This window comes from Verrucomicrobiota bacterium (genome assembly GCA_039192515.1).
Taxonomy (GTDB): domain Bacteria; phylum Verrucomicrobiota; class Verrucomicrobiia; order Methylacidiphilales; family JBCCWR01; genus JBCCWR01.
The window spans coordinates 1-25,941 of sequence record JBCCXA010000040.1 but is presented as its reverse complement, the minus strand read 5'-3'; the positions used below and the strand labels follow the sequence as shown (position 1 = coordinate 25,941).

The 25,941-nt window shown below is 41.0% G+C and carries 20 protein-coding genes; 7 read left to right on the top strand and 13 right to left on the bottom strand.

What is annotated here, in order from left to right; translation table 11 throughout:
- The first annotated feature begins 217 nt into the window (after positions 1-217).
- The 3 genes from AAGA18_13795 to AAGA18_13785 all read left to right on the top strand — a co-directional run bounded on the left by AAGA18_13795 (position 218) and on the right by AAGA18_13785 (position 2,624).
- Complete coding sequence (locus AAGA18_13795; protein ID MEM9446412.1) at positions 218-814, top strand: alpha-ketoglutarate-dependent dioxygenase AlkB; 597 nt, start codon at positions 218-220, stop codon at positions 812-814.
- Positions 815-937: 123 nt separating this feature from the next.
- Complete coding sequence (locus AAGA18_13790; protein ID MEM9446411.1) at positions 938-2,065, top strand: peptidylprolyl isomerase; 1,128 nt, start codon at positions 938-940, stop codon at positions 2,063-2,065.
- A 40-nt stretch (positions 2,066-2,105) separates the two neighbouring features.
- Positions 2,106-2,624 carry a peptidylprolyl isomerase gene (locus AAGA18_13785; protein MEM9446410.1) on the top strand — a complete coding sequence of 173 codons (519 nt, stop codon included), beginning with the start codon at positions 2,106-2,108 and terminating at the stop codon, positions 2,622-2,624.
- On the opposite strand, the gene AAGA18_13780 is transcribed toward AAGA18_13785, so the two are convergent.
- From AAGA18_13780 to AAGA18_13725, 12 genes are all read right to left on the bottom strand, one after another.
- Positions 2,617-3,696: a hypothetical protein gene (locus AAGA18_13780; protein MEM9446409.1), complete on the bottom strand. Its 1,080-nt coding sequence runs from the start codon at positions 3,694-3,696 to the stop codon at positions 2,617-2,619. The genes AAGA18_13785 and AAGA18_13780 overlap by 8 nt on opposite strands.
- 51 nt (positions 3,697-3,747) lie before the next feature.
- Positions 3,748-4,197, bottom strand: coding sequence for a biopolymer transporter ExbD (locus AAGA18_13775; protein MEM9446408.1), 450 nt, complete (start codon positions 4,195-4,197; stop codon positions 3,748-3,750).
- Positions 4,198-4,207: 10 nt separating this feature from the next.
- Positions 4,208-4,618: a biopolymer transporter ExbD gene (locus AAGA18_13770; GenBank protein MEM9446407.1), complete on the bottom strand. Its 411-nt coding sequence runs from the start codon at positions 4,616-4,618 to the stop codon at positions 4,208-4,210.
- Positions 4,619-4,646: 28 nt separating this feature from the next.
- Positions 4,647-5,516, bottom strand: coding sequence for a MotA/TolQ/ExbB proton channel family protein (locus tag AAGA18_13765; GenBank protein MEM9446406.1), 870 nt, complete (start codon positions 5,514-5,516; stop codon positions 4,647-4,649).
- A gap of 31 nt (positions 5,517-5,547) precedes the next feature.
- Positions 5,548-6,468 carry a hypothetical protein gene (locus tag AAGA18_13760; GenBank protein ID MEM9446405.1) on the bottom strand — a complete coding sequence of 307 codons (921 nt, stop codon included), beginning with the start codon at positions 6,466-6,468 and terminating at the stop codon, positions 5,548-5,550.
- The gene (locus tag AAGA18_13755; GenBank protein MEM9446404.1) at positions 6,465-9,293 is read right to left on the bottom strand and encodes a tetratricopeptide repeat protein; all 2,829 of its coding nucleotides are present in this window, start codon (positions 9,291-9,293) and stop codon (positions 6,465-6,467) included. Before AAGA18_13755 ends, AAGA18_13760 begins: the two co-directional genes overlap by 4 nt.
- Before the next feature lie 856 nt (positions 9,294-10,149).
- Complete coding sequence (locus tag AAGA18_13750) at positions 10,150-10,830, bottom strand: polysaccharide biosynthesis/export family protein (protein ID MEM9446403.1); 681 nt, start codon at positions 10,828-10,830, stop codon at positions 10,150-10,152.
- A complete protein-coding gene (locus AAGA18_13745) occupies positions 10,790-12,994 on the bottom strand; it encodes a polysaccharide biosynthesis tyrosine autokinase (protein ID MEM9446402.1) in 2,205 nt (734 codons plus the stop codon). Before AAGA18_13745 ends, AAGA18_13750 begins: the two co-directional genes overlap by 41 nt.
- 112 nt (positions 12,995-13,106) lie before the next feature.
- Positions 13,107-14,345: a hypothetical protein gene (locus tag AAGA18_13740; protein ID MEM9446401.1), complete on the bottom strand. Its 1,239-nt coding sequence runs from the start codon at positions 14,343-14,345 to the stop codon at positions 13,107-13,109.
- Positions 14,346-14,460: 115 nt separating this feature from the next.
- Positions 14,461-16,218 carry a hypothetical protein gene (locus AAGA18_13735; GenBank protein ID MEM9446400.1) on the bottom strand — a complete coding sequence of 586 codons (1,758 nt, stop codon included), beginning with the start codon at positions 16,216-16,218 and terminating at the stop codon, positions 14,461-14,463.
- A 7-nt stretch (positions 16,219-16,225) separates the two neighbouring features.
- Positions 16,226-17,596, bottom strand: a complete 1,371-nt coding sequence (locus AAGA18_13730) for a sigma-54 dependent transcriptional regulator (GenBank protein ID MEM9446399.1) — start codon at positions 17,594-17,596, stop codon at positions 16,226-16,228.
- Positions 17,597-17,615: 19 nt separating this feature from the next.
- Positions 17,616-18,767 carry an ATP-binding protein gene (locus tag AAGA18_13725; GenBank protein ID MEM9446398.1) on the bottom strand — a complete coding sequence of 384 codons (1,152 nt, stop codon included), beginning with the start codon at positions 18,765-18,767 and terminating at the stop codon, positions 17,616-17,618.
- A 178-nt stretch (positions 18,768-18,945) separates the two neighbouring features.
- On the opposite strand from AAGA18_13725, the gene gpmI reads away from it, so the two are divergent.
- Positions 18,946-20,514, top strand: coding sequence for a 2,3-bisphosphoglycerate-independent phosphoglycerate mutase (gene gpmI, locus AAGA18_13720; protein ID MEM9446397.1), 1,569 nt, complete (start codon positions 18,946-18,948; stop codon positions 20,512-20,514).
- A 4-nt stretch (positions 20,515-20,518) separates the two neighbouring features.
- On the opposite strand, the gene recN is transcribed toward gpmI, so the two are convergent.
- A complete protein-coding gene (recN, locus tag AAGA18_13715; GenBank protein MEM9446396.1) occupies positions 20,519-22,192 on the bottom strand; it encodes a DNA repair protein RecN in 1,674 nt (557 codons plus the stop codon).
- A 110-nt stretch (positions 22,193-22,302) separates the two neighbouring features.
- Here recN and tig point away from each other — a divergent pair, with 110 nt between their 5' ends.
- The 3 genes from tig to clpX all read left to right on the top strand — a co-directional run bounded on the left by tig (position 22,303) and on the right by clpX (position 25,739).
- Entirely contained in the window at positions 22,303-23,598 is a 1,296-nt protein-coding gene (gene tig / locus AAGA18_13710; GenBank protein ID MEM9446395.1) for a trigger factor, read from the top strand.
- 13 nt (positions 23,599-23,611) lie between these two features.
- Positions 23,612-24,268 carry an ATP-dependent Clp protease proteolytic subunit gene (locus AAGA18_13705; protein ID MEM9446394.1) on the top strand — a complete coding sequence of 219 codons (657 nt, stop codon included), beginning with the start codon at positions 23,612-23,614 and terminating at the stop codon, positions 24,266-24,268.
- Positions 24,269-24,458: 190 nt separating this feature from the next.
- Positions 24,459-25,739, top strand: coding sequence for an ATP-dependent Clp protease ATP-binding subunit ClpX (gene clpX / locus AAGA18_13700; GenBank protein ID MEM9446393.1), 1,281 nt, complete (start codon positions 24,459-24,461; stop codon positions 25,737-25,739).
- The last annotated feature ends 202 nt before the right edge of the window (positions 25,740-25,941 follow it).

The window sequence follows — 25,941 nt, the reverse complement described above, 5'->3', positions numbered from 1 at the left end:
ATAATTAAAATTTTAGCAATTTTAGGTCTAATTCTGTTCGCATTTAGGATAGTAACATGTTGAATACAAATTTATAGAAAACGCACTACATGAGTGTCTGGTAATCCTCGAGACACTTCATTGCAGCTGACATTATTTTAGTCATTAATAAGCAAGCAAAAAGACTCATATCCCTCTCTCATTGCATCGTATGAAAAAACTGATTAAGTCGTTAATCATGAATCTACAGCTTGAAGACGCACATGTTGACTTTTATCCGGATTTTTTTTCTGGCAAAGAATCTAATGAGTTCTTGCTAACGCTCATGAAAAAAATTCAATGGAAAGGGGAATGTATACAAATGTTTGGTAAAACTATACCAGTTCCACGACTCGTTGCTTGGTATGGAGACGACTGTGCAAGTTATACTTATTCAAACATCCAACACAAACCTCATAGCTGGCAGAAGTGCAGATGCTTATTAGGAATTAAAAAGCGTGTCGAGGCTGCAGCGAAAACAGCTTTCAACGGCGTCTTACTCAATTGGTATAGAAACGGTCAAGACAGTATGTCTTGGCATAGTGATGATGAACCTGAATTAGGCAATCATCCAGTAATTGGTTCCGTTAGCTTTGGTGCCACCCGGCGATTCCAGTTTAAACACAAGAAAAATCCCAACCTCAGGCAAAGTATCGATTTAACAAATGGCAGCTTACTAATCATGAGTGGAGCAACCCAGCATCATTGGCTACATCAAGTGCCGAAAACCAAAAAAAACATGACCGACAGAATCAACCTTACTTTTCGATTCATATACCCAAACAAAAAGAAGTGATGCATCAGGTATTACCTATCGAAGGCACCCAGCAGTCATTACTCACATTACAAAGAGAACAGGCACTGGCTAAGGAAAATTCATCAACCAAGATACCCTTCATAGATTGATTCAGGGCTACTTATGTGGAGGTTACCATGTTCATGGGATTCTGATGGAGTATTGCCTTTACAAAAAGATCAACACCTCCATCATCACAAAATGATTCAGCAAAATCGTATCATATCATATCGGTCTCTGCTTGTCAGTCTATCCATTAGCTTAACAACTTTAGTCTCGTCTACATCTTTTGCAGCGGATCTAGCTCCGGGCTTATATGCTAAAATTACCACCAAGCATGGAGCTATTATCGGGAAACTCTACTACGAGAAAACCCCTTTAACCGTGACTAATTTTGTTGGGCTTGCAGAGGGCAAAATTAAGAATAAGCATAAGCAAGCCGGAGAACCCTATTATGACGGACTAACTTTCCACAGAGTAATACCGGGCTTTATGATCCAAGGAGGGTGTCCCCAGGGAACCGGGACAGGAGACCCTGGATACAAGTTCAAAGATGAAATTCTAGCTGAACTAAAACATGACAAGCCCGGTATTTTTTCGATGGCTAATTCTGGACCGGGAACAAATGGCTCCCAATTCTTCATCACAGAAAAAGCAACACCTTGGCTAGACAAAAAGCATACAGTTTTTGGAGAGGTTGTGGAGGGTATGGATGTAGTCAAAAAGATTATCGGTGCACCCAAAGGAGCACAGGACAAACCTAATGAGCCTCAAATCATGCAAAAAGTAGAAATTGTTAGAGTAGGTTCAGACGCAGAAGGGTTCAAAGCAGACCAAGGTACATTCGATAAGCTTAAAAATGCAGATAAAAAAGAATTTATGGAACAACTAGAAAAATTAAAAGCCGATGGAAAAACCACTGAGTCAGGCATCAAGTACCTTGTTCTGAAGAAAGGTTCAGGTAGTGATAAACCAAAAAAAGGACAACAAGTTTCTGCTCATTACGTAGGAACCCTAACTGATGGAACAAAGTTTGATAGCTCACGTGATAGGGGCCAACCTTTGGCTTTTCCAGTAGGAACCGGACGAGTCATAAAGGGCTGGGACGAAACTCTCTTAGATATGGTTAAAGGAGAGCGTCGACTCATTATGCTCCCCCCTGAATTAGCTTATGGAAGCCGAGGAGCAGGAAGAACCATTCCGCCCAACGCCACCTTGGTATTCGATGTTGAACTAGTAGATTTCAAATAATATCAACAAGATTAATTACTTAACATAGAACACACTTATTATGTCAGACTCGGAAGAAGTTGCAGTTTTAGATACATTACACGGAAAGATAGTCCTAGAATTTTGGCCTGATGTTGCACCTAAGCATGTCGAAAATTTCATTAAATTATCCAAGGAGGGTTTTTATAATGAAACGGCTTTTCACCGCATCGTGAAAGGCTTTATGATCCAAGGCGGATGCCCTCATACCAAAGAAGGTGCAACAGGCATGCCTGGGACTGGTGATCCTGGTTATAAGATTGATGCTGAATTCAATAATAAGCCCCACGTTAGAGGTGTGCTCTCAGCCGCTCGTGCAGCAGACCCAAACTCAGCAGGCTGCCAATTTTTTATCTGTCTAGAAGATGCCCCTTTCCTAAATAATCAATACACCGCTTTTGGGAAACTTATTCAAGGAGATGAGGTGTTAACACTCTTAGGAAATATGGAAACAAAAATGGGCTCTGGAGGCGAAAAGAGTACACCCACTACTCGTGCCTCCGTAAACTCGGTTACTATTGTCACAAAAGACTCTATCTAATTCTTTGACATAAGTATTCACCGCCTGTTTCTCGAGCGAATAAGGGCACATGATCGCCATTGGGGCTACCATCAAAATCATGAACATATATTTTGATTTTTTTAGAATTACAGTGACGTATAACGTCCTTTTTTAATTCCTCCTCGATCTCGTCTTTAAAATCCGCAAACCAGTAAATCGAGTCCACTCGTGCTTTTCTCACTAGGTAATAGAAGGCTTCATGAGTACTATGCTTTGCCCCACCCCGACCTTTAGCCAGAATCTCATTACGTTTACTTCCGTTAATCGGCAATCCCTCTAGAACGTAAAGATTTTTACTAGATGACAAAGAACTATAGGCGTCTTTGAAAAGACTATTATTGTTAAACAGCCGATTAATAAAATTGTATATATTGGTTCCTGACATACCGCCAGATTCAATTTTACTAAATAGATCTAAAAACTTCATTCCTGAAAGAACATCACCATCACTATCATCCCTCATTCCACACCCCGGAGCCAAAATAATAACAGAACCTGAGAATTGGCTCGTAATCTGCTCTATAACATTAGTTAGTAGTCCATGAGTTGAAAAAGAGACATCCAACACAACCCCAAGCTTCTCTGCTTTAACTTTCATTCCAAAAAGGTTCCCTTCCATGCCAGTACCACCTCCGCCATCACCACCGCCCATACCAACTCCATCACCCATACTGGTGATAGCTTCAGAGGCAATAGTAGAAGCATCAAACTCGACAACCTCTTTAATATCCATTTTGGGCACATCGGGAAGGTTAAATTGAGTCATCCTCCTGCTAGACAATTTTTGATCGAGCACTGGTTTACGAGCTACTGCCTCAAACTCTGCTGAAGCAACGCGAGGATCCATAATCTTAGGCGGAATAACAATTTTCTTCTTTGTAATAAAGGTTGCCTCGGGAGGGGTATGAAATGTTGCAATAATCCAAATCGTTGCTGCTGCACCGCCAATGACATGTAGGATAATACTTAAGCCAATAGCTGTAATGATGAGCTTCTTGCGCCTCTGCTTTGCGCCTCTGCTCTCTCGTGTCTCATCGATTGATATTCTCATGCTAGGGCCTTATCAATAGTTTTAAATACTAGTTAGTGCCATCTAGATCGATTAAAAATCCTCCTCCTGAGAAACTGTAGCTAGAGTCACCCCAACTATCTCAGCTGTCGCACAGACATTCAACACGTCCATAATACGCTGGTGATCTGATTCATCATGTGCATCTATAGTCACCATTGGCTGGGATTTATTGGCCTCTGAAGCTTCTTTAAGCCGTTTTAGTATCTTTAGTAGATTGGGAAGTTTTTTATCATTAGGCCCATCTAGTTGCATATCATTAAGAACCACTTGACCATTTTGTTGAATAACAACACGTTGCTCGTCAGGAAGATCTAATATTTCCTCCTGGGGTACCGTTCCAGGCAATCGTATCCCCACATCGCTTTCTGGCTTAATTGGTTTAGCTGTCACTAAAAAAAATACTAATAATAAGAAGACGATGTCTATCATCGGTCCCATTTGTATTTCTACAGTATCATTGTTTGGCCTACGTCTTCTCATAAAGTGTTAATTATTGTTTTTTATATGACCCAAAAACAACCTCTATTGCCCCAGCCTCAGCACAAATTGCCATGACCTTCTTTATCTCCTTTGCTGGAGATTTGGCATCAGCACGAAGGTACACCTTCAGAGGTGGGACAGCTATAAAACGCTTTTTTAAGTACTCTTTTAACGCTTTGTGATCACTAGGCTTATCCCCGATAAATACATTGCCATTTATATCAAGATTAATAACTTCTCTCCCGCTAAGATCCCTGGGAGTGACTGCAGCAGAGGCGATAGGCAAACCAATATCCAATTTAACTTTTTGCTTAGTGATCTTTGTAGTCACCATGAAAAAGATCAATAAGAGAAAAGTCATATCAATCATGGGTGCCAATTGGAAGCCTGTATTTTCTGCCTTTTTCTTACGAGCAATCATGACTATATACTAAATCTACCTTGATCTATTATTGATATGTATTACCTGGCGGGGGAGCCACTTGAGGTTGAGTATATTGTGGGTGCCTATAACTACTAGGCATGCCACCTAGTTGAGGAAAACTACCTGAAGGCGCCACTTTACCAGAAGCATCAATCTCACCTGTTAAAATATCAATCATAATGGTTATTGATTTTTGAAGTTGTGAAATGGATGACTGCAGCATATTACGGAAAAAGAAATAACAGAACATAGCTGGAATACCCACAATCAGCCCCCCGGCTGTAGTCACCATGGCTTGACCAATACCACCAGCAAGATCATCAGGCTCGGAACGGCCTGCTGCGAGCTCATTAAATGCTTCAATCATACCCATAACCGTACCAAGTAAACCCAGCATAGGGGCTATGGTAGCAAATACATTGAGGTAATTGATCCATAAACCTAATTTTGTTTCTTCAAAATCAATAACTTCAACAGCAGCAGTTTCCATTGAAGGCTTATTAAATTTCGGAACACTAGGATCTGCTTTAGCCAAAACAGCTGCTGCTGTATTAGCATATGGATTAGGAGCAGATTTACATAACTGATAGGCATCATCTATTTGGTGTTGAGATACCATTTGGTTCAGATGATTGACTAATGAGCTTGGTGCTATTCTCGCCTTATTAATTTGCAATGCACAAAAAACACTTACCGCGATCGTTCCAGCCGAGCATAAAGCAATAAAATGCATTACTGCACCGCCTTGACTATAGAGATCAAAAAGAGAAAGATCTTTACCCCCATCCGAAGTTTCTTGCTCCGTAGTCTGATTGGATTTAACTTGATCCTGTGCGACCGAGTATCCTGTAGATAGCACCGTAGCTATAGCCAGTAGTAATAAGTAATATTTCATATTTCTCTAACCTTTCTGATTCGTTTTCTATCTATTGGCTTAAAGCGTCATCGCTTTGCACCTTCTTAATAAGGCGCTTGGCTCCTTCTACATGAAACGGAGAAGGGTAGACTGCCAATATCATATTAGCCGTCCGTATAGCAGTTTTATTGTCTCCAATGTGCTTATAGATTTGTGCGGAACGAAGCAGTCCCTCAGCGGCTTGTTTCTCTAATTCGCCGTAATTGGAAACTGGCTCATGAAATTTATCTAATGCTTCATGAAGCAATCTCATACGCTTAGATCTTATTTCGGGCATAAGATGCCATTTAGGCCACTCCTTTTCCAACTTTAGAACTTCTGTCCAGGCTAAATCCGCTTCTAAAAATTTAGATTCAACAATCTGCTCAAAAACTTCTTTCCGTTGAAACCCCACATTATCTGACTTGTCTTCTATTTTCTTATATTCAGCTAAAGCTTGATCCATCTTTCCAGCCTTCGCGAGTGCAGCTATTCGCTGAGTAGTAATGGAGTCAGTCTTTGATTTATCCCAACTTTCCTGAAGAATCAGATCGTATATAGCTATTGCCTTCTCAGCACTATCTATATCATCGGTTGAAAGAAGTAATTTAGCATAGCTTACACCGACCTTCAGAGCGTCATTTCCTTGGATTCCTAAGAAAGCTTTTTTGAATTCCCAAATTTTATCATAAGCACTTAGTTTACTGATATCTCTAGACTTTAAAATGGCTTCTTCTTCCTCTAATAATTCAAATTTAATCTTCTCAACCCTGTTTAGTTTAAACTTGATTGTGCCGCTTTCCTCCCCATTAATGATGGGCGAAAGCACTATAGAGCCAGAATCTAAGCCTTTGATGGCACCGCTAATTTGTTGCCCTCCCTTGAGAAAAACAATATCCGCACAAGCTATAGATGCAAAAGAACATAACAATAGCGTCGCGAACACTTTCATCTAACGCCTCCACTTGCATCTACAATATCTGCTGCTGGGAGTAATACTATTTTTTGTTTTGCCAGAGCATATTCTTGAGTCTGTCTTAAATTATCCTGTCCTAGCATCTCATTTAGTGTATTGGATGCTTCCTGCTTAAGATTTAACTTTTCAAATGCTAGACTACTTTCCCAGTAGGCTTTTGCTACATAATCCGCCCATCGTCCGTATAAAATGTATATTCTTTGAAAATAGGGGATGCTTTTGCGGTACTCTCTTTTTGCTTTATAGATCATACCTATTTTATACAAAGCCTCTACCCATGACTTGCCTCTGGCTTGTTTCAGGGTAAGTATATTTTCCAAATCTTGAATTGCTTTTTCGTTGTGGCCTTGCTGTTGATATAGATCTGCTCTATATCTGAGCATCTCAGCCATTAAAGGATGTACCCCAAAGCTAGATCTCTCAAATTGACGGAAACGCCTCAGAGCTTCTTTTAAATCACCTTGCTTTTTCGCAAGAATCCCCAGAGCAATATACGAATTCTTCTTTAATGTTGATCGCGGATACCAAAAAAGAACTGTCTTATAGTGCTGATACGCTTCTTCCAATCTATTGCTGGTCCGCAGGGCATCTGCAACTTCTATAAGGACTATCGCACTCATTTCAATTGGCTTAACATACTCGGGAATAGAATTTAAGATAGCTAAGTATTTAGCGGGATTGCTTCTTTTGTTGAGCTCAGCCTGTGCCCTAAGCAATCTTGCGTAATATGACTTCTTCCCCATTTCGAGAGCTTCCTCAGCAAGCCCTTCGAGCTTCGCCTGATAAAGCTCAAGCTTATTATGCTTTCTTGCAAACTTGCTTAAAGTAGTGAACATGTCTTCTACACCAAGTGCCTCGGGATTATTTCCATATTGAAACACTGCATCCCAGTAAACATTTTCTGCTCTTTGCAAGTCTCCATTCTTACGATAAATCCATGCCAGCTCCTTGAGAGCTTCAGAGACTCTTGGGCTGTCCGGACGCTTTTCTAAGAAGCTCTTATGCGCTAGCTCCATATCCTTAAACTGATCCAGCCTTTTGTAAGCTAGTGCTATACGAAAGCGAGCATAATCATAGTATCTGCCCTCTTTGATTGACGTTCGCTGAAATGCCTTAATACCATTTTCAACATCGCCAAGAGCAAATAAGCAATCTCCCATGAGATTGCGCGCTTCATCAGTATTTGGAGTGCCAGAGGGATATTTTCTAAAGTAAGCCTCTAACTCTTTGTAAGCTTCCAAAAATTGCTTTTTCAAATAAAGGCTATGGGCTTGTCTATAAACCGTATCCTCAAAATATTTACCCTTAGGATAATTCACTTGATATATACTGAAGTTCTCTCGAGCACTATCGTACTCTTTCATATAATATTCTGTCATGGCTGACCAATAATCGACATCCTCTTTAAAACTGCTTTTAGCAGCACTGAATATTTGCCTATGAATTTCAAAACGCTTTAAAGCATCCTTAAAGTATTCAGCCATCAACAAATTGTATGCTGATTTAAAATGAGCTTCCTCAGCGTTGGGAGCACTAGCGAACTCAGTAGCCAATTTATAGTAAGTATCCGCTGCAGATCTATAGTCATATAATTCAAATTGAGATTCAGCCTTCATGAAGATAACCTCACTTAGTAATTCGCTACTGGGGAATCGCTTGGCAAAGGCATCGGCTGCTTTTATACCATCGTCCCATCGTCCCATGTACATAAGCATGTTGAGCATCCGAAAGTTAGATTCTATCAATAGTTCGCTATCTGGCAGCTTGTTTACTATCCTCTTGAGGACCATATAAGACGCACGATAATTTTTTAACTGTTCAAAGCAAATCGCGATTCGGTAGTTCAAGGCAGTATCATAATCTTCAAGCTGCTTGAGCTTCTCAATCTCTGATTTTACTAGATGTAGTTCACGCTCTACACGTATTTTTTCCTCTAGCGGCGGATTCTTCAGTAATTTTATTTGATCTAACTCCTCGAGCAATGTTGCTACATTCTTCTGTTGGTGATAGAGTATCCTGTTTTTAATCCACACTCTTTGAAGTATTTGTAGTGCTTTAACGTAATCCTGACTTTCAAAGTAATAATTGCCTAGCTCCAGAGTTAAAAGATTCATGGCTGTCACCATGGTAGGCTTCCTCTCCTCTAAATTATATGAGCTAACTAGAGTAGCTGCCTCTTCATACCTTTCTAATTGAATGAGAGAGAGCAACTGAAACAGCACTCTTTCATCATCATGGGGTGTAGCTAAATTTCCTAAAGGAGTCTCTAGATATTTGTATAACTTTTCATATTCCTGTATCTCTAATAAAGAAAGGGCCATAAACAACCGAGATAGATTGCGATGCTGTGACTTTGGATATTTTAGTAATAGTTGCCCAAATGAGTTATATGCCACTTCCCCATTTGCTAATTGAAATTGAGACATCGCTTTCCAGAATAGGATCACAGACATATCGACATCTGTAGGATTAAGAGCTTCCAGACTTTCGATAGTCTTAAGCGCTTCCTCATACTTGATTTGGTAGACTTCACTTAGCGCAATACAAAATAGGCAATTTTCTTTTGCTTCTTTTGTTAAGCCCAATTCAGCTAGTGCCTCTTGGCCTGCAAAAGCTTCAATTACCTCTTCGAGTATTTTCTCCGCCTCCGGATAGTCTGCAATCCTGTAAGCAAACAATCCTCTTTTGATTTTTTCGAGAACACTCTCCTCGCGCTCAAACTGAGCTAAACCACTGATCGGCAACAATAGTAAAACTATAGATATGACTACGCTAGTAAGAGATCCTGTGCTTCTTCTCACAAATATAGAAATCACAATAATTAGGGAAAATTAAATTATAATATAGTCAATTTATGAATATAATGCAATTACTATTTTCACTTTTTAGGATATATATTTGTGTATTTCTTATGATTTCGTAGCAAATTTACAATGTGCTTATGCTCGAAGAAGCTCCTTGCTCAATCGAACCAATGCAACCTCTTAATCTCAAGATTCGGTTTCATATCCAGACCACACCTGGAAAATTTTTGAATTCATTTTGTCATATCTCGGTTCGAAAGAGGCATTTAGGAGATTGAAGTATTCATAGAGTTTTACGCAGGATTGATCCTCTGACATCGTTGCTGATTCAAGCACGAAGGAACTACACAGATCTCTATAGGCTTTCAATGGTAAAACAAGAGAATTAGAGATGGATTAGGCAACCAACCTTCGCTATTCATTAGAAAATGCACTAGATCTGTAAAGAATCCTAGATCAAACAAAGATTACGAGATTCGAGGTTGATAGCTTAATATGAGATTTTGAAACTATATAGACCTTATGGACGACACATTACATCACCTTTTAACCTGAACTATGCAGTAGGGATTTAAAGATCTGGGCGAGATCTTGGCCACAGGAAGCGTAGAATCTTCTAATGGTATCACCTTTTGATATATCTTCGTTGACTCTCCTTTCTTTGTCGCTCAAGCTTTTGTGAATCTTGTAGAGTTTCTATCGCATCAAGCGGCTTAAGTATGCTGAATAATAAGTCATATGTAAAGGGACTGAATCCATCCATTCTTATCATAATTTATGAGCATAGGTCCTCGTAGAATTGATATCGAATTAGCTTAGCTAGGAATCTCTAGCTGAACCATCTAAGTGCTGACTAAAAAATACTTCTATCAATTTGAATTTTATCGTCAGGCTCTAATGCAATATCTAGAGAAGGGTCAGAGGTAATCTCCCTAGCATTAAAGATAAAAACCTTCCCTCCTCTTAGTAATTTAACTTCACGTTGGTTGGCGTAATCAGTGAAACCTCCTGCTCCTGCGATTGCACTCGCAGCTGTTAAATCTTGTGTATATTGAAGTCTCTGAGGCACCCTAACCTCTCCTCCTACACTTACATATCTAATTTCTCTAACAACAATCTGAATATTAGGCGTTGCGTAAAAGCCTCCTGTCTTATAACGAGTTTCAATGTTTTCCTTAAGTGTCGCCGCAGTTGAACCTGCAGCTCTCACACTGCCTATAAAAGGCATAGATACATTTCCGGCTTCATCTACTCTGACCTCAAAAGTTCTAGCGTCCTGAGCTGGAACGCCTGTAAGATTAATAGACATAATATCCCCTATACGAATCCTATCCGACTTCTCTCTATTAGCCAATGACTGTGTTGATTGAAAAATTGGAGATTCCTGGGAGTGATACTGAGTATTTTCATTGGAGGTGCTAGTAGTGCTACACCCGACAAAATGGGTCAGAGCAGCACATATGCTTCCAAGAAATAAAAACCTTCGCCCCGGGTTAATATCTATCCTCTGATGAGCCTTTTTGACTGTTTGCATTGGTTTGTGCGGTTTTTACAAGCTTTTCCTGTTTCTTACGTTTCTTCAAATTTTCCTTGGTCATTTTAATAGTGTCTTTTCTGGACTTTTCGCTGCTGACACCACTATATCCATAGTAACTCGTGTAGTAGTAGTAGGACTCATCACTTTTAATTTGAACTTTATTGAGAACAACGCCCACCAATCTGCCCTGAACTTCCTCAATCACTTTCTTAGCTCTAAATGAGATATTTCTTGGATATCTGCGGTGTTGGATGGTTAAGAGAGTCATATCAACTTCGTGAACTATCACAGCAGCATCGCTAATGCCCAAGATTGGTGGAGAATCAAATAGGATTGCATCATAATGAGGTCTCAACGAGCGAATTAACTCTGTAAGCCTGTCTGGACTTAAAGCCCCCATGTATTCGGATGGCAAATTACCAGCAGTTATAACGTGCATATTAGGAATTTCAGTTTCCCTGATCAAACGGGATATTTCCTGCTTACCTAGCAAGTAGTCCGCTAAACCCGGTTCATTCTGAATACCTAGAACTCTGTTGACCTCATGTCTTCTAAAATCCGTGTCTATCATCAGCGTACGGATTCCACTATAAGCGCAAACGTAACCTAGATTAAAAAGCGTAGTTGTCTTCCCTTCTCCTGGACCACCACTCACAATAGTGAGCGTCTTAGCTCCGGCCTGCGAAGACTTTAAGTCTATCTTGGCCCTTAATATTCGATAGGCTTCCGCGTTAGGGGAATCTGGCCCCTCCAGGTTTAGTGTGCTAACTCCCTCTGGAATAACCCCCACTACCGAAGTCCCCAAAAATTTCTCTACGTCGTCAAGTGACTTAACACTTGTATCGAGATATTCAATAAAGAAAGCTAAACTGATGCCTAATATCAGCCCAGCCACGCCACCAAGAGCTAAATTCAAGCCTAGCTTAGGACTAACAGGCTTTAGACCTGGCTCAGCCCTACTGATGATAGTGACAGGTCTACTTCCGACATTCTCATCCGCCTCTAATTGATCGAACCTTGCCCTTAGCTGGTCCAGTCTATACTTGTGGCTATCATATTCTGCTTTAGCCTCTTCATAGGGAAGAACTTTTTCAACTTTTTCAACTTTTTGCTTTATCTTGAGATCTTCTATCTCTTTTTCTAAAACCTCGAAATCTGTCTGTGCTACCGCTAAATTTATTTCGAGGCCCTTCCGAGCACCTTCCAATTTTTCATTAAGCTGTTGTCGGTACCTATTCTTCTCCGCAATTGCTTTCTGCATATCTGGGTGATTATCTCCAAAACCAGATTTTTTGAGACTAGCTTCAGAGGCAATAGATCTGAATAATGCCTGCTTCAGAGTGGTAATGGTCGAATCTTCAAGACCAAGGACCGGCAGAGCAGACTCTAACTCTTCTAGACTGAGATTTTTTATTTTTTCGTATTGGGTTTTACGCTGCTGATAATTTCTAGAAGCCATGACGAGATCCGACTGCATTTGCTGTAATCTTAGATCCTCATGAGATGTTGTAGCATTCAAAGTACCTCCACCTCCCGGAGCAATAGATAGCTCAGTTCTTAATTCCACTACCTTTCTTTTAGCATCATCAACCACTTTTTGCTGTTGATTGATTTTTTGTTTAACAGCATCTAAGCCTTTCGTTGAAGTGTCCTCTATTAAATTAAGGCGATAATCCTTGTAGACTTCCGCCACCTTGTTGGCCAACACTGCTGCGAATTCCCGATCCTGGCTGTAGGCAGTAATTTTAATGATGTTTGTATTTCTTTCAGCTTCAACTGATAAATCTACTTTGTTTAGAAATTGATATGCTAAGGGTTCGAAATTTTCTACTTCTTCTGCTAGTTCTCTAGCCTTGATTTGTACATAATTTGTCTTCTTTATAACCTCTTCCAATATGGTTTTAGACTTAATCAGCTCAAACTCTGTTTGGAAAAAAATCGGGTCGAATACGTCATTGCTCCTGCTAAAAACCTCCAACTCCTTCATCTCCTTCTCAACTTTGAGATCTACTGTCGAAGCAAAAATTTGAGGCCGCGACTTAGAGTAAAGATATGCTGTCAATAAGACTAAGATCAATATGGTGGCTACGATTGGCCAGCGATTACATATAACCCTCCAGTAATCACTAAAATGAAGATCAACATCCGTATCAGAAGACATAATGGGCAGTATAGCTGCTAATTCTTAAAACTCAAAGCTTTCATTACAGTTCTATAGCTATGAATCGACATTTCAGAGGTTTTATTAAATGATAATGCCTTTGCGATGCTTTTTAATAAACGCCTCTGACGCCAAAGAAGCCCTGGTGACGGTCGTATGATCTGTCTGAAAATATGGCACCATTGACAAGAACCTGGTCATCTGCATCAACCTCCGTAAATCTATAGCCAGCTATAATAGATAGCCAGTTAGTGAATTCATATTCGACATCCCCAGTATATCGTATTGTCAATTCATCGAATGAAGGATCGTTGGTATTTGAGTTTTCGATATCATATTCTGAAATAAGTGCCGTAACTGATGATCCAAGGCTTAATTTTGGAGTCAAATAATGCTTGATATTAAAGCTTACTTGGTGAGTGGTTCTGCTAGAAAAACTGGTCTGGTCCGCGCTTATTTCACTGAGCTGATATTGGAGAGATAAATTACTTCGAGGATCATAATTCCAAATTGTGCTAAGGCTAGTAAAAGGCCCCAGCGTATCTCTGTTATCGCCATTCGTATCGGGTTCATCATAGAACAACAATTGGGCACCCGCCCTTGCTGTCAATAGCCACTGTGGCGTTAAGAAATGTTCTGCTCCTAGAGTAAATATATGGGTGTCCCTATTATCCGGTGAACCTTCTTCTTCGTAATCATAAAGTGTGTATTGGTATCCAGCAATAGCTACTGTGTCCCGGAAAGCCTGAAATCTAAGATCTTGGATTACTTCGTGCTCAAATCGGTCATCATCCTGCCGCGAATCGTCGTCATAATTTAGCCAGTAATTTTCATAGGTGGTTTCTGTAGAAAATCTATCTGTCCATGCATAATTCCCTGTAAGCGAGACGCGATTGCTCAGACGGTCACCACTGGTCCTTAATGAAGAGCCAACTATTTCCGGCTCCTGATCAATGCTAAAGCGTTCTCGTATATCAATGTCAAACTGTGGTGAGAATTGATGTTGTATCCGTCCTATAAGATCATGGCTTAAGTCCTCATCATCGTCTCCAGGACGATCCAGGAAATAAGTAACTCCTAAATCATAACTAAAAGAAAACTCTGTTTGCTCAAGCGGGTATTTAAACAAAAGTTGTGGCATAAAAATGAGCTTCATTGACTCATCTTCAGAGAAGCCCGCTGCTTTCTCTGCTTCAGTTGTTGTATTGATATTGGTATCGTATTCAGTGCGAAGATCGGCGGAAAGCTGGAAAGGCTTCTGCGACCCCATTGGCAAGCCGCTCTGCGCTTTTAACACATAAACAGGTAAAAAAATCAGTAACACATTGAGTAATAACTTTTTTGGATGCATAGTAAGTCCTCTCGAATAACTCTAAGTTCAAATGCTATAAATTGTCAATATGAGAATTTATATAGATCACAATGACTAATCAAAGGTTTTATAAGTTAAATATCTCTCCATCTATTTATTTTAAACCATCCCACATACGTTTGATAGATTCTTTGTTTGTCAAGTAAAGATATTGGTCGGGCTTAGGAAGACCGGTGACAAAAGGCATGATCCTAATATTTAGCTTTTCAAGCAAAATAAGATCTTCCCATTCCTTGTATTCGCCATTTCTGATCTCCATTAGGCTCTTGCCAGAAGTGTAAGGTGTCATAAGCATTGAAGTAAGCTCATGTATAGAAGAATTAATTTCAAAAAGCTCCTCTTCTTTTTTGTGAGGAAGCCATAAGCTTACTCTATCCTGATACCAGGCTGTAGCCCAGGGAATATCACTTACCATGACTTCGTCCTTCTCGAGCCACTCTCTAGAAAATAGAATAGCAGGCACAATGTATGGAAAATTAGCAGAAAGAACTGTTCTCTTCCTACCGAAATCTTTCAACTGTGCAGCCATGGGGAACACTTGAAGTAAACACACCAAAAGGATAATTGGATACGTTAAAATAGTTTGAATATTTAACCTGTCTAGCAATACATATAAAAAAGCTGTTCCAAATCCAAGAATGGGTGGAAGCAATGTAACTATCAAGTTATTATCCATCCAGGTGTTTTGTTGATGATAGCGGAAAACACAGGCGTTTGAGGCGAGAACTAAAAAGAAAGTCACTCCAAAAAACCAATGTGAGTACCTTGCCCAGGGGCGTTTAAAGCAGTGAAACAGGCTAACCAAACCAAATACAACTGCCACCAACGAGCCTAATAAGCCTACTAGCACACTTAATTTTCCTTCCAGACCATAAACAAATGCTCGAATCAATGGACGCAAGCCAGAAGCAACGGAAACTTCCGCTCCCATAGATCTCCATATTGCGTCACCCGGCACTCTACCATTATCGGCAAATATATGGATCCAACTAAGACCAAAAGGACTTCCCGAAACCATCATATTTCTGATAAGCCAAGGGGTGATCACTAGTGCAACAACTACCGTAACTACCCCGCCAATAACGAAACGGTTCTCACTAAATACCAAAAAGCTAAAGACTATAAAAGCAAGTGCGAAAACCCAGAAAACGTAGTCGGTCAAGAAACATAACCCAACAAAAATACTAGCTACACTCATCAATCCCAAAGCAAGCATAGGTCTCTCTAACTCCGATGCTTGTAGCGCTTCGTTAAGTAAAAAACCTACGATAGTTACAAGCAGCAATATGAGACAGACATTTAACCCTGAACTAGCGAACTCCCACACGATACCGGATAAGGTAAATAGTGTAGCTGAAACGAAAGCCACCCTGCTATCAAAAGCCCTCACCATCCATAAATAAAAAACAACAACCGATACCAGTACGCAGGAAAAATTAAAAAAATTGATAACTTTTTCAGGAACGTACCCATTATATCTATTTATTTTATCAGCTGGATAACTGAAATCGGTCCCGAGCACCTTAAATATTCCCCCTATAACAAAGGGATACAAGGGCGGCGTGATTGTTTCTGGAAAATTAAACAAATCGATCTCGTCATCTGGAGTTCCAGCTTTCTGCATCTGCTTTATCGCCACTGGACGAATGACCTGCGTGACATAGCCTTTCCCTTGAGCAATATTCTTTGCCAGTTGAGCATTGTCCATAGCCTCCTTACTACTGAAGGAATTAAACTGCAACATATACATGCCCCCTATAACTCCAACTACTAGTAGCAAGGTAAACCTAAAAATCCATTGTCTCAGGGACCCAATTTCCAGGGAATAGATAATATCTTGTAATACTAGCATACTCTCTTTACATCGACGTTAAGTGATAATCATGAAGCTTTCTGTGCAAAGTCCTCCTGCTAATGCCCAGAAGCTTTGCAGCCTCGGTACGGTTGCCATTGCTCTCCTGTAAAGCCTTAACGATCATATTCTTTTCCACATCCTGTAAGTTGACTGTGTCTTGTCTACCAGACATTTGTGAATTGTCATCTGATTTTATTGCTACAGGTAGATCTTTAAGCATAATCTCCGAGCTACGTGCTAAAACAACCCCATGCTCTATAGCCGTCCTTAACTCTCTTACATTTCCCGGCCAATCGTAAGCAAGTAACGCCTGCTCCGCTAGCTCACTGAGCCTGACAACAGGACGGTTATTTTCTCGAGCGCTTTCAATCAAAAACGCTTGCGTTAACAAAGGAATATCCTCTTTTCGTTCTCTGAGCGGCGGCATTTCAATTCGCACCACATTAAGACGATAGAAAAGGTCTTCTCTAAATGCACCCTCTCGAACCATTTCTTCTAAGTTCTTGTTGGTGGCCGCCAAAACCCGAACATCTACCTCAATGCGTTTATTGCCTCCTACACGCTCAAATGCCCTTTCACCCAAGACCCTTAGTAATTTAACCTGGGTAGTCATATCTATTTCCCCTATTTCATCAAGGAACAAGGTTCCTCCATTAGCCTGTTCAAATCTCCCCAAGCGCTTCTCCATTGCCCCAGTAAAAGCTCCTTTTTCATGACCAAACAACTCGCTTTCAAGCAGGTTCGCCGACAGAGCTGCACAATGAATGGCCAAAAATGGCATTTTCTTTCGGCCACTACAGGAATGAATAGCGTGAGCAATTAATTCTTTTCCCGTTCCACTTTCTCCCTCAATAAGTATGGTTGCTCTAGAATCTGCGACCTGTTTTACTATTTCAAATATCTCCACCATGCTTGGAGCATTTCCTATCACATTCTCTAGACCAAACTTTCTATCCAATTCCTCCCTTAGTTGGCTATTCTCAACTTCCACTTTACGGCTCTTGACCGAGCGCAACAAAACCATCTCAAGCTCATCTATATTAATTGGCTTGGTAATATAATGGTGGGCTCCCTTACGCATGGCTTCTACAGCATTCTCAATCGAACCATAAGCAGTCATCATAATGCAAATGGGTGCTTTGGACATTGCCTTGCACTTTTGCACCAACTTCATACCGCTCTGAGCCCCACCTAATTTCAAATCCGTCAAAACCACCTCAATCGTCTCGGCGGACAAGATATTCAAGGCCGAGTCCACATCAGCAGCCAAATAAACCTCAAACTTTCCATCCAGAGCTCGGCGCAGGCCCTCTCTTGTATGCTTCTCATCATCCACAATGAGTAAGCTCGGTTTTAAATCAAAGTCATCTTCCATAATTATCCTAGTTGGCTTGCTAAGCTGAGTCTCCAGCTTGAAGCAAACGAACCCTTTTTTCTAAAAGAGGAAGCTTTATTGTAATAGTCGTTCCTTTACCCTTGTCACTCTCAATATCTAGCAAGCCACCATGCTCTTGCACTATCCTATGAACAATCATTAAACCCAAACCGGTGCCCCTTTTTTTTGTCGTAAAATAGGCTTCTCTTACATGAGGGAGGTTTTCAGAAGAAATACCATCTCCACTATCAGTAAACCTAACCATCACATGTTCATCATCTTGTAACATTTTTACCATCAAAACTCCTGTATCGCCCATTGCTTGAATCGCATTCTTTATAATATTATAGAAAGCTTGCTTGAGTTGCTCACTGTCGACACTTAGCCTAGGAAGACCCTGCTCAACTTCACGCTCTACTAGGATCTTTCTATCTTCTAGCTCCGCTTTTAAGAGCTCGAGCGTTTCATCCAACAAAGATACTATATCTTTCAATTCCATCTCTGGAACTGTGGGACGTACTGCTCTCAGAAACTGATTAATAATTGTGTCCAAGCGATCAATTTCACGATAGGCAATGTCTAGTGATTGTAGACACCTTTCTGCCATATGGTCTGGTAATTTTTTCAAATCCCGAGCCATGAGCTGTAAGTGAATATTTAAGTTATTAAGGGGATTGCCTAACTCGTGAGCTACCCCAGCTGCTAGGAGGGTAATAGCTCTGGCTCGTTCGGACTCAATGGTTTCTCTAGTCTCCTTCTGCTCCTTTGTGACATCATGAAAAATAGCGACTTGCACTTCCCCCTCATCTTCCAATGGCAGCAAGTAAAACTGCAGTGTCCTTACTTCGGGGTAGGCAATTTCTAAATCTCGAGATGCAGTTTGACGAGCCGTAAGTAATTTCAACCAATCAACCTCTTTCACATACTTGGAGATCTTGTCCCCAACTGCCATGGTCGCCTTATCTGGTAATGATAAGAGTCTAGCCGCCGAACGGTTGTAATAACCTATTCGTCCATCACAATCCAACACCACTACTCCCTCGTGCAAGGTATTGAAAATTGTTTCTAAGAACCCTTTTTCCCGAGAGAGCTCAATAAAAAGTGTCTGTAATTCCTCAGAACCAAGCTTGTCTACTCGATCCATTATTTTGCCTAGAAATGCAGCTTTCATAAAAACCAACTTTAAAACTAACGAACCCTTGACAACACCGCAACACTGATGAGTATCTCATTTCCACTAGAACTTGAACGCTTCAAATAGGCAGTAAATCGAAACATCCTAGTTTTTACTAAGCGGCAGCACTTTTTACCTCGACCGTTTTTGATTGAGCATCTTAGATTGTCCGCTTATGAAAAAGCCGGTTCTTTTGATGATTCGTGATGGATGGGGAATTAGCCCTAATCAGACCGAAGGTATCTCTACAGCCCAAAAAGAGGGTAATGCCCCTTTGCTAGCAAGGACGCCCTTCCATGATGAGCTCTTTGCTAACTATCCCTTGGCAACCCTCTCAGGAAGTGGTGAAGATGTTGGCTTACCTAGCGGGCAAATGGGCAACTCAGAAGTCGGTCACTTAAATTTGGGGGCTGGACGGATCGTCTATCAAGATATTACTCGCATTAACAAAGCGATCCATGATGGCACCTTCTTTACCAATAAAATTTTAGTTGAACTCATGCAGAAGACCAAAGAGACTAACAAAGCACTTCACTTGATAGGTCTTGTTTCAGATGGAGGCGTTCATTCGCATTTAGAACACCTATTCGCCCTTCTCAAAATGTCTAAGGAACTGGGCCTTGCTCCTGACAAAGTGTATATCCATGCCATTACTGATGGTAGAGATACTTCCCCCACAAATGGCAAAAAGTACTTAGAAGCGTTATTTAGTAAAACCGAGGAAATAGGATGTGGCAAAATTGCGACGATTGTTGGACGCTATTACGCCATGGATCGTGACACCCGATGGGAACGTACCCAACTCGCTTACGATCTTTTTACTCTCGGCGAGGGATCCACCGTCACTGATCCCAAGGATGTCATTGAGCTATCCTACAGTGAAGGAATCACTGATGAATTCCTAAAACCTATCTGCCTATTGGAGGGAGGAGGACCACTAGTCAACGATGGTGACGGAGTCTTTTTCTTCAACTTTCGATCTGATCGCGCCCGCCAGTTCTCTCAGGCACTTAAAAATAATGCCTTTGATGGATTTCAGTGCAGGCACAAACCAAAAGTCAACTACGCGACAATGACCCGTTACGATGAAACCTATTCGGATTGGGGAATCCAGGTAGCATTCGGGCCTCAAAGCATGGACAAAATTCTTGGTGAAGTAGTCTCAGAAGCAGGACTAAGTCAGTGCCGGATTGCTGAAACAGAAAAATACCCTCATGTCACCTTTTTCTTTAATGGAGGAACTGAAACACCCTACCCCAAGGAAGACCGTAAATTGATTGCCTCACCCAAGGTTGCCACGTACGACTTGCAACCTGAAATGAGTTCTGAGGAAGTCATTGAAATTGTTCTAGAAACCATCAGCTCAGGAAAGTATGACCTCATCATTCTCAACTTCGCCAATCCTGACATGGTAGGGCACACTGGGAACTTAGAAGCCGCTATCAAGGCCGTTGAAGCCATTGACCACGGCACCGAGAAAATTCTAAATAAACTACTCAAGGTTGGAGGCAGAGCCCTTATAACTGCAGATCACGGAAATTGTGAGCAAATGATTGCTAAAGATGGCACGCCTCATACAGCTCATACCACAAACCTTGTTCACTTTGTTTATGTTGGTGAAGATCACAAAAAAATTAAGTTAGAAAGTGGCATCCTTGCAGATGTTGCTCCCACACTGCTCAAGATGCTGGGAGTTGCAAAACCCAGTGAAATGACTGGGCGCTCGCTGATCTCTCAAAAATAAAATCTCAAGCAGATGCAACATGCTTGTGATCCTGCAGCAAGCTTTCTGCCATAGCCAAAGCTGAGTCATTTTTGCCACCCAACATTCTTGCAATTTCCTCTAGGCGTTTGGCCCCTTCTAAAACTTCTAATTGAGTTCTAGTGCGTTTTGCTTTGACTTCCTTAACAACATTAAAGTGTTTATGCCCTGCTGCTGCAACCTGAGGTAAATGAGTAATGCATAGTACCTGATGAGAACTGGCTAGCCCTCTCAATTTCTTAGCAACAGCAACAGCCGTTTCCCCACCAACATTAGCATCAACCTCATCAAATATCAAAATAGGCACTTTATCCTGCTTAGCTAAAACTGTTTTCACTGCTAACATCACCCGTGCCATTTCACCACTGGATGCAATCACTCTCAGAGGTCTAGCCACTTCTCCTAAATTAGGTGCAAATTGAAATTCAACTGTATCGAGCCCTTCTGAACGCAATTCTTGTCCAGAGAGCAGATCTCCATAAAAATCTGCCTTCTGAAAACCTAAAGCCTGTAACTCCTTAGTAATATCACGCCCAAGCCTTTCTAAGGACTTCGCACGTTTTTTGGAGAAGTCTTTTGCTTGCTTTAGCAAAGCAATTTCTTTCTCATCTATATGCTTTTGCAGGCGGGCTATTTCATGCTCACGATTAGCTAACCCATCCCTCTTCAATTGCAGTCCTTGAAGAGTCTCAAGTATTCCCGGAACATTACTACCATACTTCTTTTTTAACGACTGAACTAAGTTCATTCTTGCTTCTAGTTCCGTAAGACGTTCACCATCTAGCTCACTCCTCGCCAATAAAGCTTCAACTTCTCCTTGCAATTCGCGTAATTGAGCAATCGCGCCCTCGTTCAATTCGGATAAATAGTCTGCAGAATCATCTAACTCTTGCCACTCCTGCAAAGACCTTTGAACCGTACTTAGCAATGACAATACATCTGGCTCAGCATCGCCCAAAAGGCGCTGTACTCCTCCTCCAATCTCTGTAATACGCTGTGTATTATGTGCTACTTTATAGTCCCTCTCTAATTCATATTCATCTGAATCAGATAATCTAGCGGTTTCGATTTCATTGATCTGAAACTCTAAAAATTCTAACTGTTGCCTCCAATCTGTTCCCTCCATTGACGTCAAAGATTCCAATTCTGCTCTAATATCCTGCAATGCTCGAAATTCTAATCGAAATTTAGCCACCAATTCCTCAAGACCCGCAAAAGCATCTAATGCTTTCAATTGCTCATCCCTAGACAGTAAAGACTGATGATCATGTGGACCATGCATATCCACTAATAAATGCCCCAATTGCTTCAACACCTGCAGGGTTGTTGGGCTACCGTTAATAAATTGTTTACTAGGCCCTGTATGAGAAAAAACCCGCCTCAAAATAAGCTCACCGTCATCTAAAGGATCTAAGCCTAGCTCCTGCAAAAGCGAATCCACCTGCTCTAGTCCATAAAGTGCTGCCTCCACAGAGCATTGCTCTGCACCGTGACGAATCATGCTCTTATCAGCTTTCGCCCCTAATAGGAGGCCCAAAGCATCGATCAAGATAGACTTACCTGCTCCAGTCTCACCGGTTAGAATGTTAAAGCCTTGCTCTAACTCCCAAGTAAGCTCTTCAATCACTGCTAAATTTGTAATCCGCAATACCTGCAGCATATCTTAAAGTAGGTCGATTTTTTCCTGCTTTCCAGCAAGATTTCTAAGCAACTTAATTCATCGCTTTTTTACCTTTTACTCTTAAAAGTGCTAGCTAATATGAATATCTTATGAACATTGCTCTTGAAGACGTATCAGCGTGTCAAAAAAGACTCAAAATTGAAGTCCCTGCGAAAACCGTTGACGAAGAAATTAGCCGCGTGACAGGCGAGTTCCAGAAGGCTGCTAATATCAAAGGTTTCCGACAAGGTAAAGCTCCTGTCAATATTATTAAGAAGCGCTATACCAAAGACATAGAGGATGAAGTAAAGCGCACACTCGTTCCTAAAGCTTTCCGCGAAGCAATCCAAACCAAGAAGCTCAAAATAGTTAGTGAGCCTCGCATTGAAGATCTTCACTTCCAAAGTGGAGTCACTATGAGCTTTTCAACCATTGTCGATTTAGTTCCTGAATTCAGTCTTCCGGACTACCAAAACCTCAAAGTTAAGAAGGGGGAAACTGAAGTGACCGAAGAAGAAGTCCAGCAAGTAGTCTCCAACATCTTAGACCAACACGCCGAATTCAGCACCGTAGAAGGCCGTGCACTCACAGATGAAGACTTTGCCATTATTGACTACGTAGGAAAGGTTGGTAATCAATCTATTAAAGAAATAGTAGATAAGCCCGGAACTCTTGCAGAAAACCAAGGCTTCTGGTTACTGGTAAGGGACGAAAACTTCCTCCCTAATTTTGGAAAACAACTTGTTGGAATGAATGCTGGTGAAACGCGAACCATATCTGTTAAGTTTCCCGAAGATTACCCAACAGAAGCTGTCAAAGGCAAAGAAGCTAACTACGAAGTTAAACTTAATCAGATTAAGCAAAAAAAACTACCCGAACTCAATGATGAGCTTGCTCAAAAAGTTGCTCAATGCCCAGCCCCTGAACTTCTTGAACGCATCAAAGAAAATCTAACAAATCAAAAAGAGCAAAGCAATGCAAGTAACCAACACAAAGAAATAGTGGAACAGCTTAAAGTACAAGCTATTTTTGAACTCCCTGAATCCATGGTTAAAAAAGAAACAGAGCGTTTGGTTCATGACATCGTTCAAGAAAATCAAGCGCGTGGAATCAGTGATGATATGCTCGAAGAAAAAAAGCGTGATATCTTTGGCGCTGCCGAAATGAATGCTAAAGATCGAGTTAAAGTTGGGTTTATTCTCAATAAGATTGCTGAAGAAGAAAAAATTACGGTCGAAACTAATGACATCATGTTAGAACTATCCCGAATGTCGCAAATGTATGGTGTAGATCCAAAGGACCTTGTTCAGAGAATGGAGAAGAACGGCGGTTTTAGCGCTCTTGAAGATCAAATACGAAATCGCAAAACAATGGATTTCTTATTGCAAAAAGCCAAAGTTGAGTAGGATTAGTATAGATATGTATTCCCAAATAAAATCACAGTTTGACATTCCTAAAATACAAAATAACTACGTTGTTCCCCGTGTCGTTGAAGAAACAGGACGAGGAAAGATGGAATGGGATGTTTTTTCACGCCTTCTAAAGGATAGAGTTATATTCATCGGCTCAGGAATTGACGACTTCGTAGGCAATGCTGTTACCGCTCAACTCCTCTTCCTTCAGATGGATGACCCCAAAAAAGACATTCATATTTACATTCACTCACCGGGAGGCTACGTCACTGCTGGATTAGCAATCTATGATACCATGCAGTATGTCTCATGTGACATTTGCACCTACTGTATCGGACACGCTGCTAGTATGGGAGCTGTCTTGCTTGCCGCCGGTACTAAAGGTAAACGATTTTGTCTGCCCAATGCTCGTATCATGATCCATCAACCACTTGGTGGTGCCCGCGGACAAGCTACAGATATTAGTATTCAGGCACAGGAAATCTTGCGCACCAAGAAAAAGCTTAACGAAATCCTCTCCCACCATACAGGTCAACCTGTGGAGACTGTCGAAAAAGATACAGATAGAGATAATTTCATGTCCGGAGAAGAAGCTGTGGCTTATGGTCTAATCGACAAGGTCATTGGCAATACTGATGACAAGGAAGATAAAGCCAAAAAATAGCTCAAAAGAAGTTATCTTAAAAACTGTTCAATCCATTTCTGCTCTGAGATGCGATAGCTGACAAGCGCTTGCAACTCTTGACACTTATGCAATTTCAACTATCGTGTGACTTTAGTTCAGTCGTGATAAATTTGACTATACTAGAGAAGTACATTGATTAGAACACAGCATCTAATCGATTGACCTTAAAATGGCTAGACCTAACAACCTGACAATGTGCTCCTTCTGCGGCAAAAGCCATGCAGAGGTCAAAAAGCTTATCGCCGGACCTGGAGTTTACATTTGTGACAGTTGTATAAACGTTTGTAAAACCATTTTAGACAAAGAACTCGGAGAAACAGAATCTCAGGAAGAAATGGAGGCACTCCATATTCCTCGTCCCCTAGAAATCAAAACCAAGCTTGACGACCATGTAATTGGACAGGATTTAGCAAAAAGAGCTCTTTCGGTGGCTGTTCATAACCACTACAAGAGGATTCACTGCCTAAACAAAGCAACCACGATCTCAAATGCCATGCTTGATGATACAGAGATCGAAAAAAGTAATATCCTTCTTATTGGCCCTACAGGATCAGGAAAGACTTTATTAGCAAAAACATTAGCCCGCATTCTAGACGTCCCTTTCTGTATTGCAGATGCAACAACGATTACTGAGGCTGGCTATGTAGGCGAGGATGTCGAAACCATTATTCTGCGCCTTTTACAAAATGCCGACTATGATGTAGCTCGAGCTGAAATGGGTATCGTCTATATTGACGAGATCGACAAAATTGGACGTAAAACTGATAATGTCTCTATTACCCGAGATGTCTCAGGAGAAGGCGTTCAACAGGCACTTCTTAAAATCCTTGAGGGCTCAACCTGCAATGTACCTCCTCAAGGAGGCCGCAAACATCCTCACCAGGAATATATACAAGTAAACACTGATAACATTCTTTTCATATGCGGTGGAGCATTTGTAGGGTTAGAAGATATCATCAATAGAAGGCTAGGCAGAGGGACTATGGGATTTGACTCTCAAAAAATAGGAGACGACCATACACGAGAATCTGATAAACTCGCATGTGTAGAGCCAGAGGATCTTCTACGATTCGGACTTATCCCCGAATTTATAGGAAGACTTCCGGTGACAGCAGTCCTAAATGAGCTTGATGAGGCACAACTCATTCAAGTGCTCACAGATACCCGCAATGCCTTGACCAAACAGTATTATAAGCTTTTTCACATGGATGGCGTTGAGCTGCAGTTTACACCTGAAGCCCTTAAATCTCTTGCTAAGCAAGCCCTAAAGAAAAAAACTGGCGCTCGCTCTTTGAGGTCTATACTCGAGAAGATCATGTTGGACCTTATGTATGACACTCCCTCACAGCAAGATATTGCGCAAATCACCATCACCAAAGAAACAATTGAGGGCCAGGGGAACCCTATAATCGTTCTCTCTCAAGAATCCGAGGACCAAGAAGCGGCCTAACGCCGCTCCAAGCGATTTCCAATATTTTGCCTATTCCTAAGTTTGCACAACGAGACTTAGTGCATTTACTAATTAAGTTTAAACATACTGACAGTGGTGAAAGAAGTTTCTGCAGTCCTCATTAGTCAAAGAATCAAAACAGTCTGAAACTGCAATGATAAGATCATCCCATGTTCTTTTAGCTTCTTTGCGTCATAGAGCT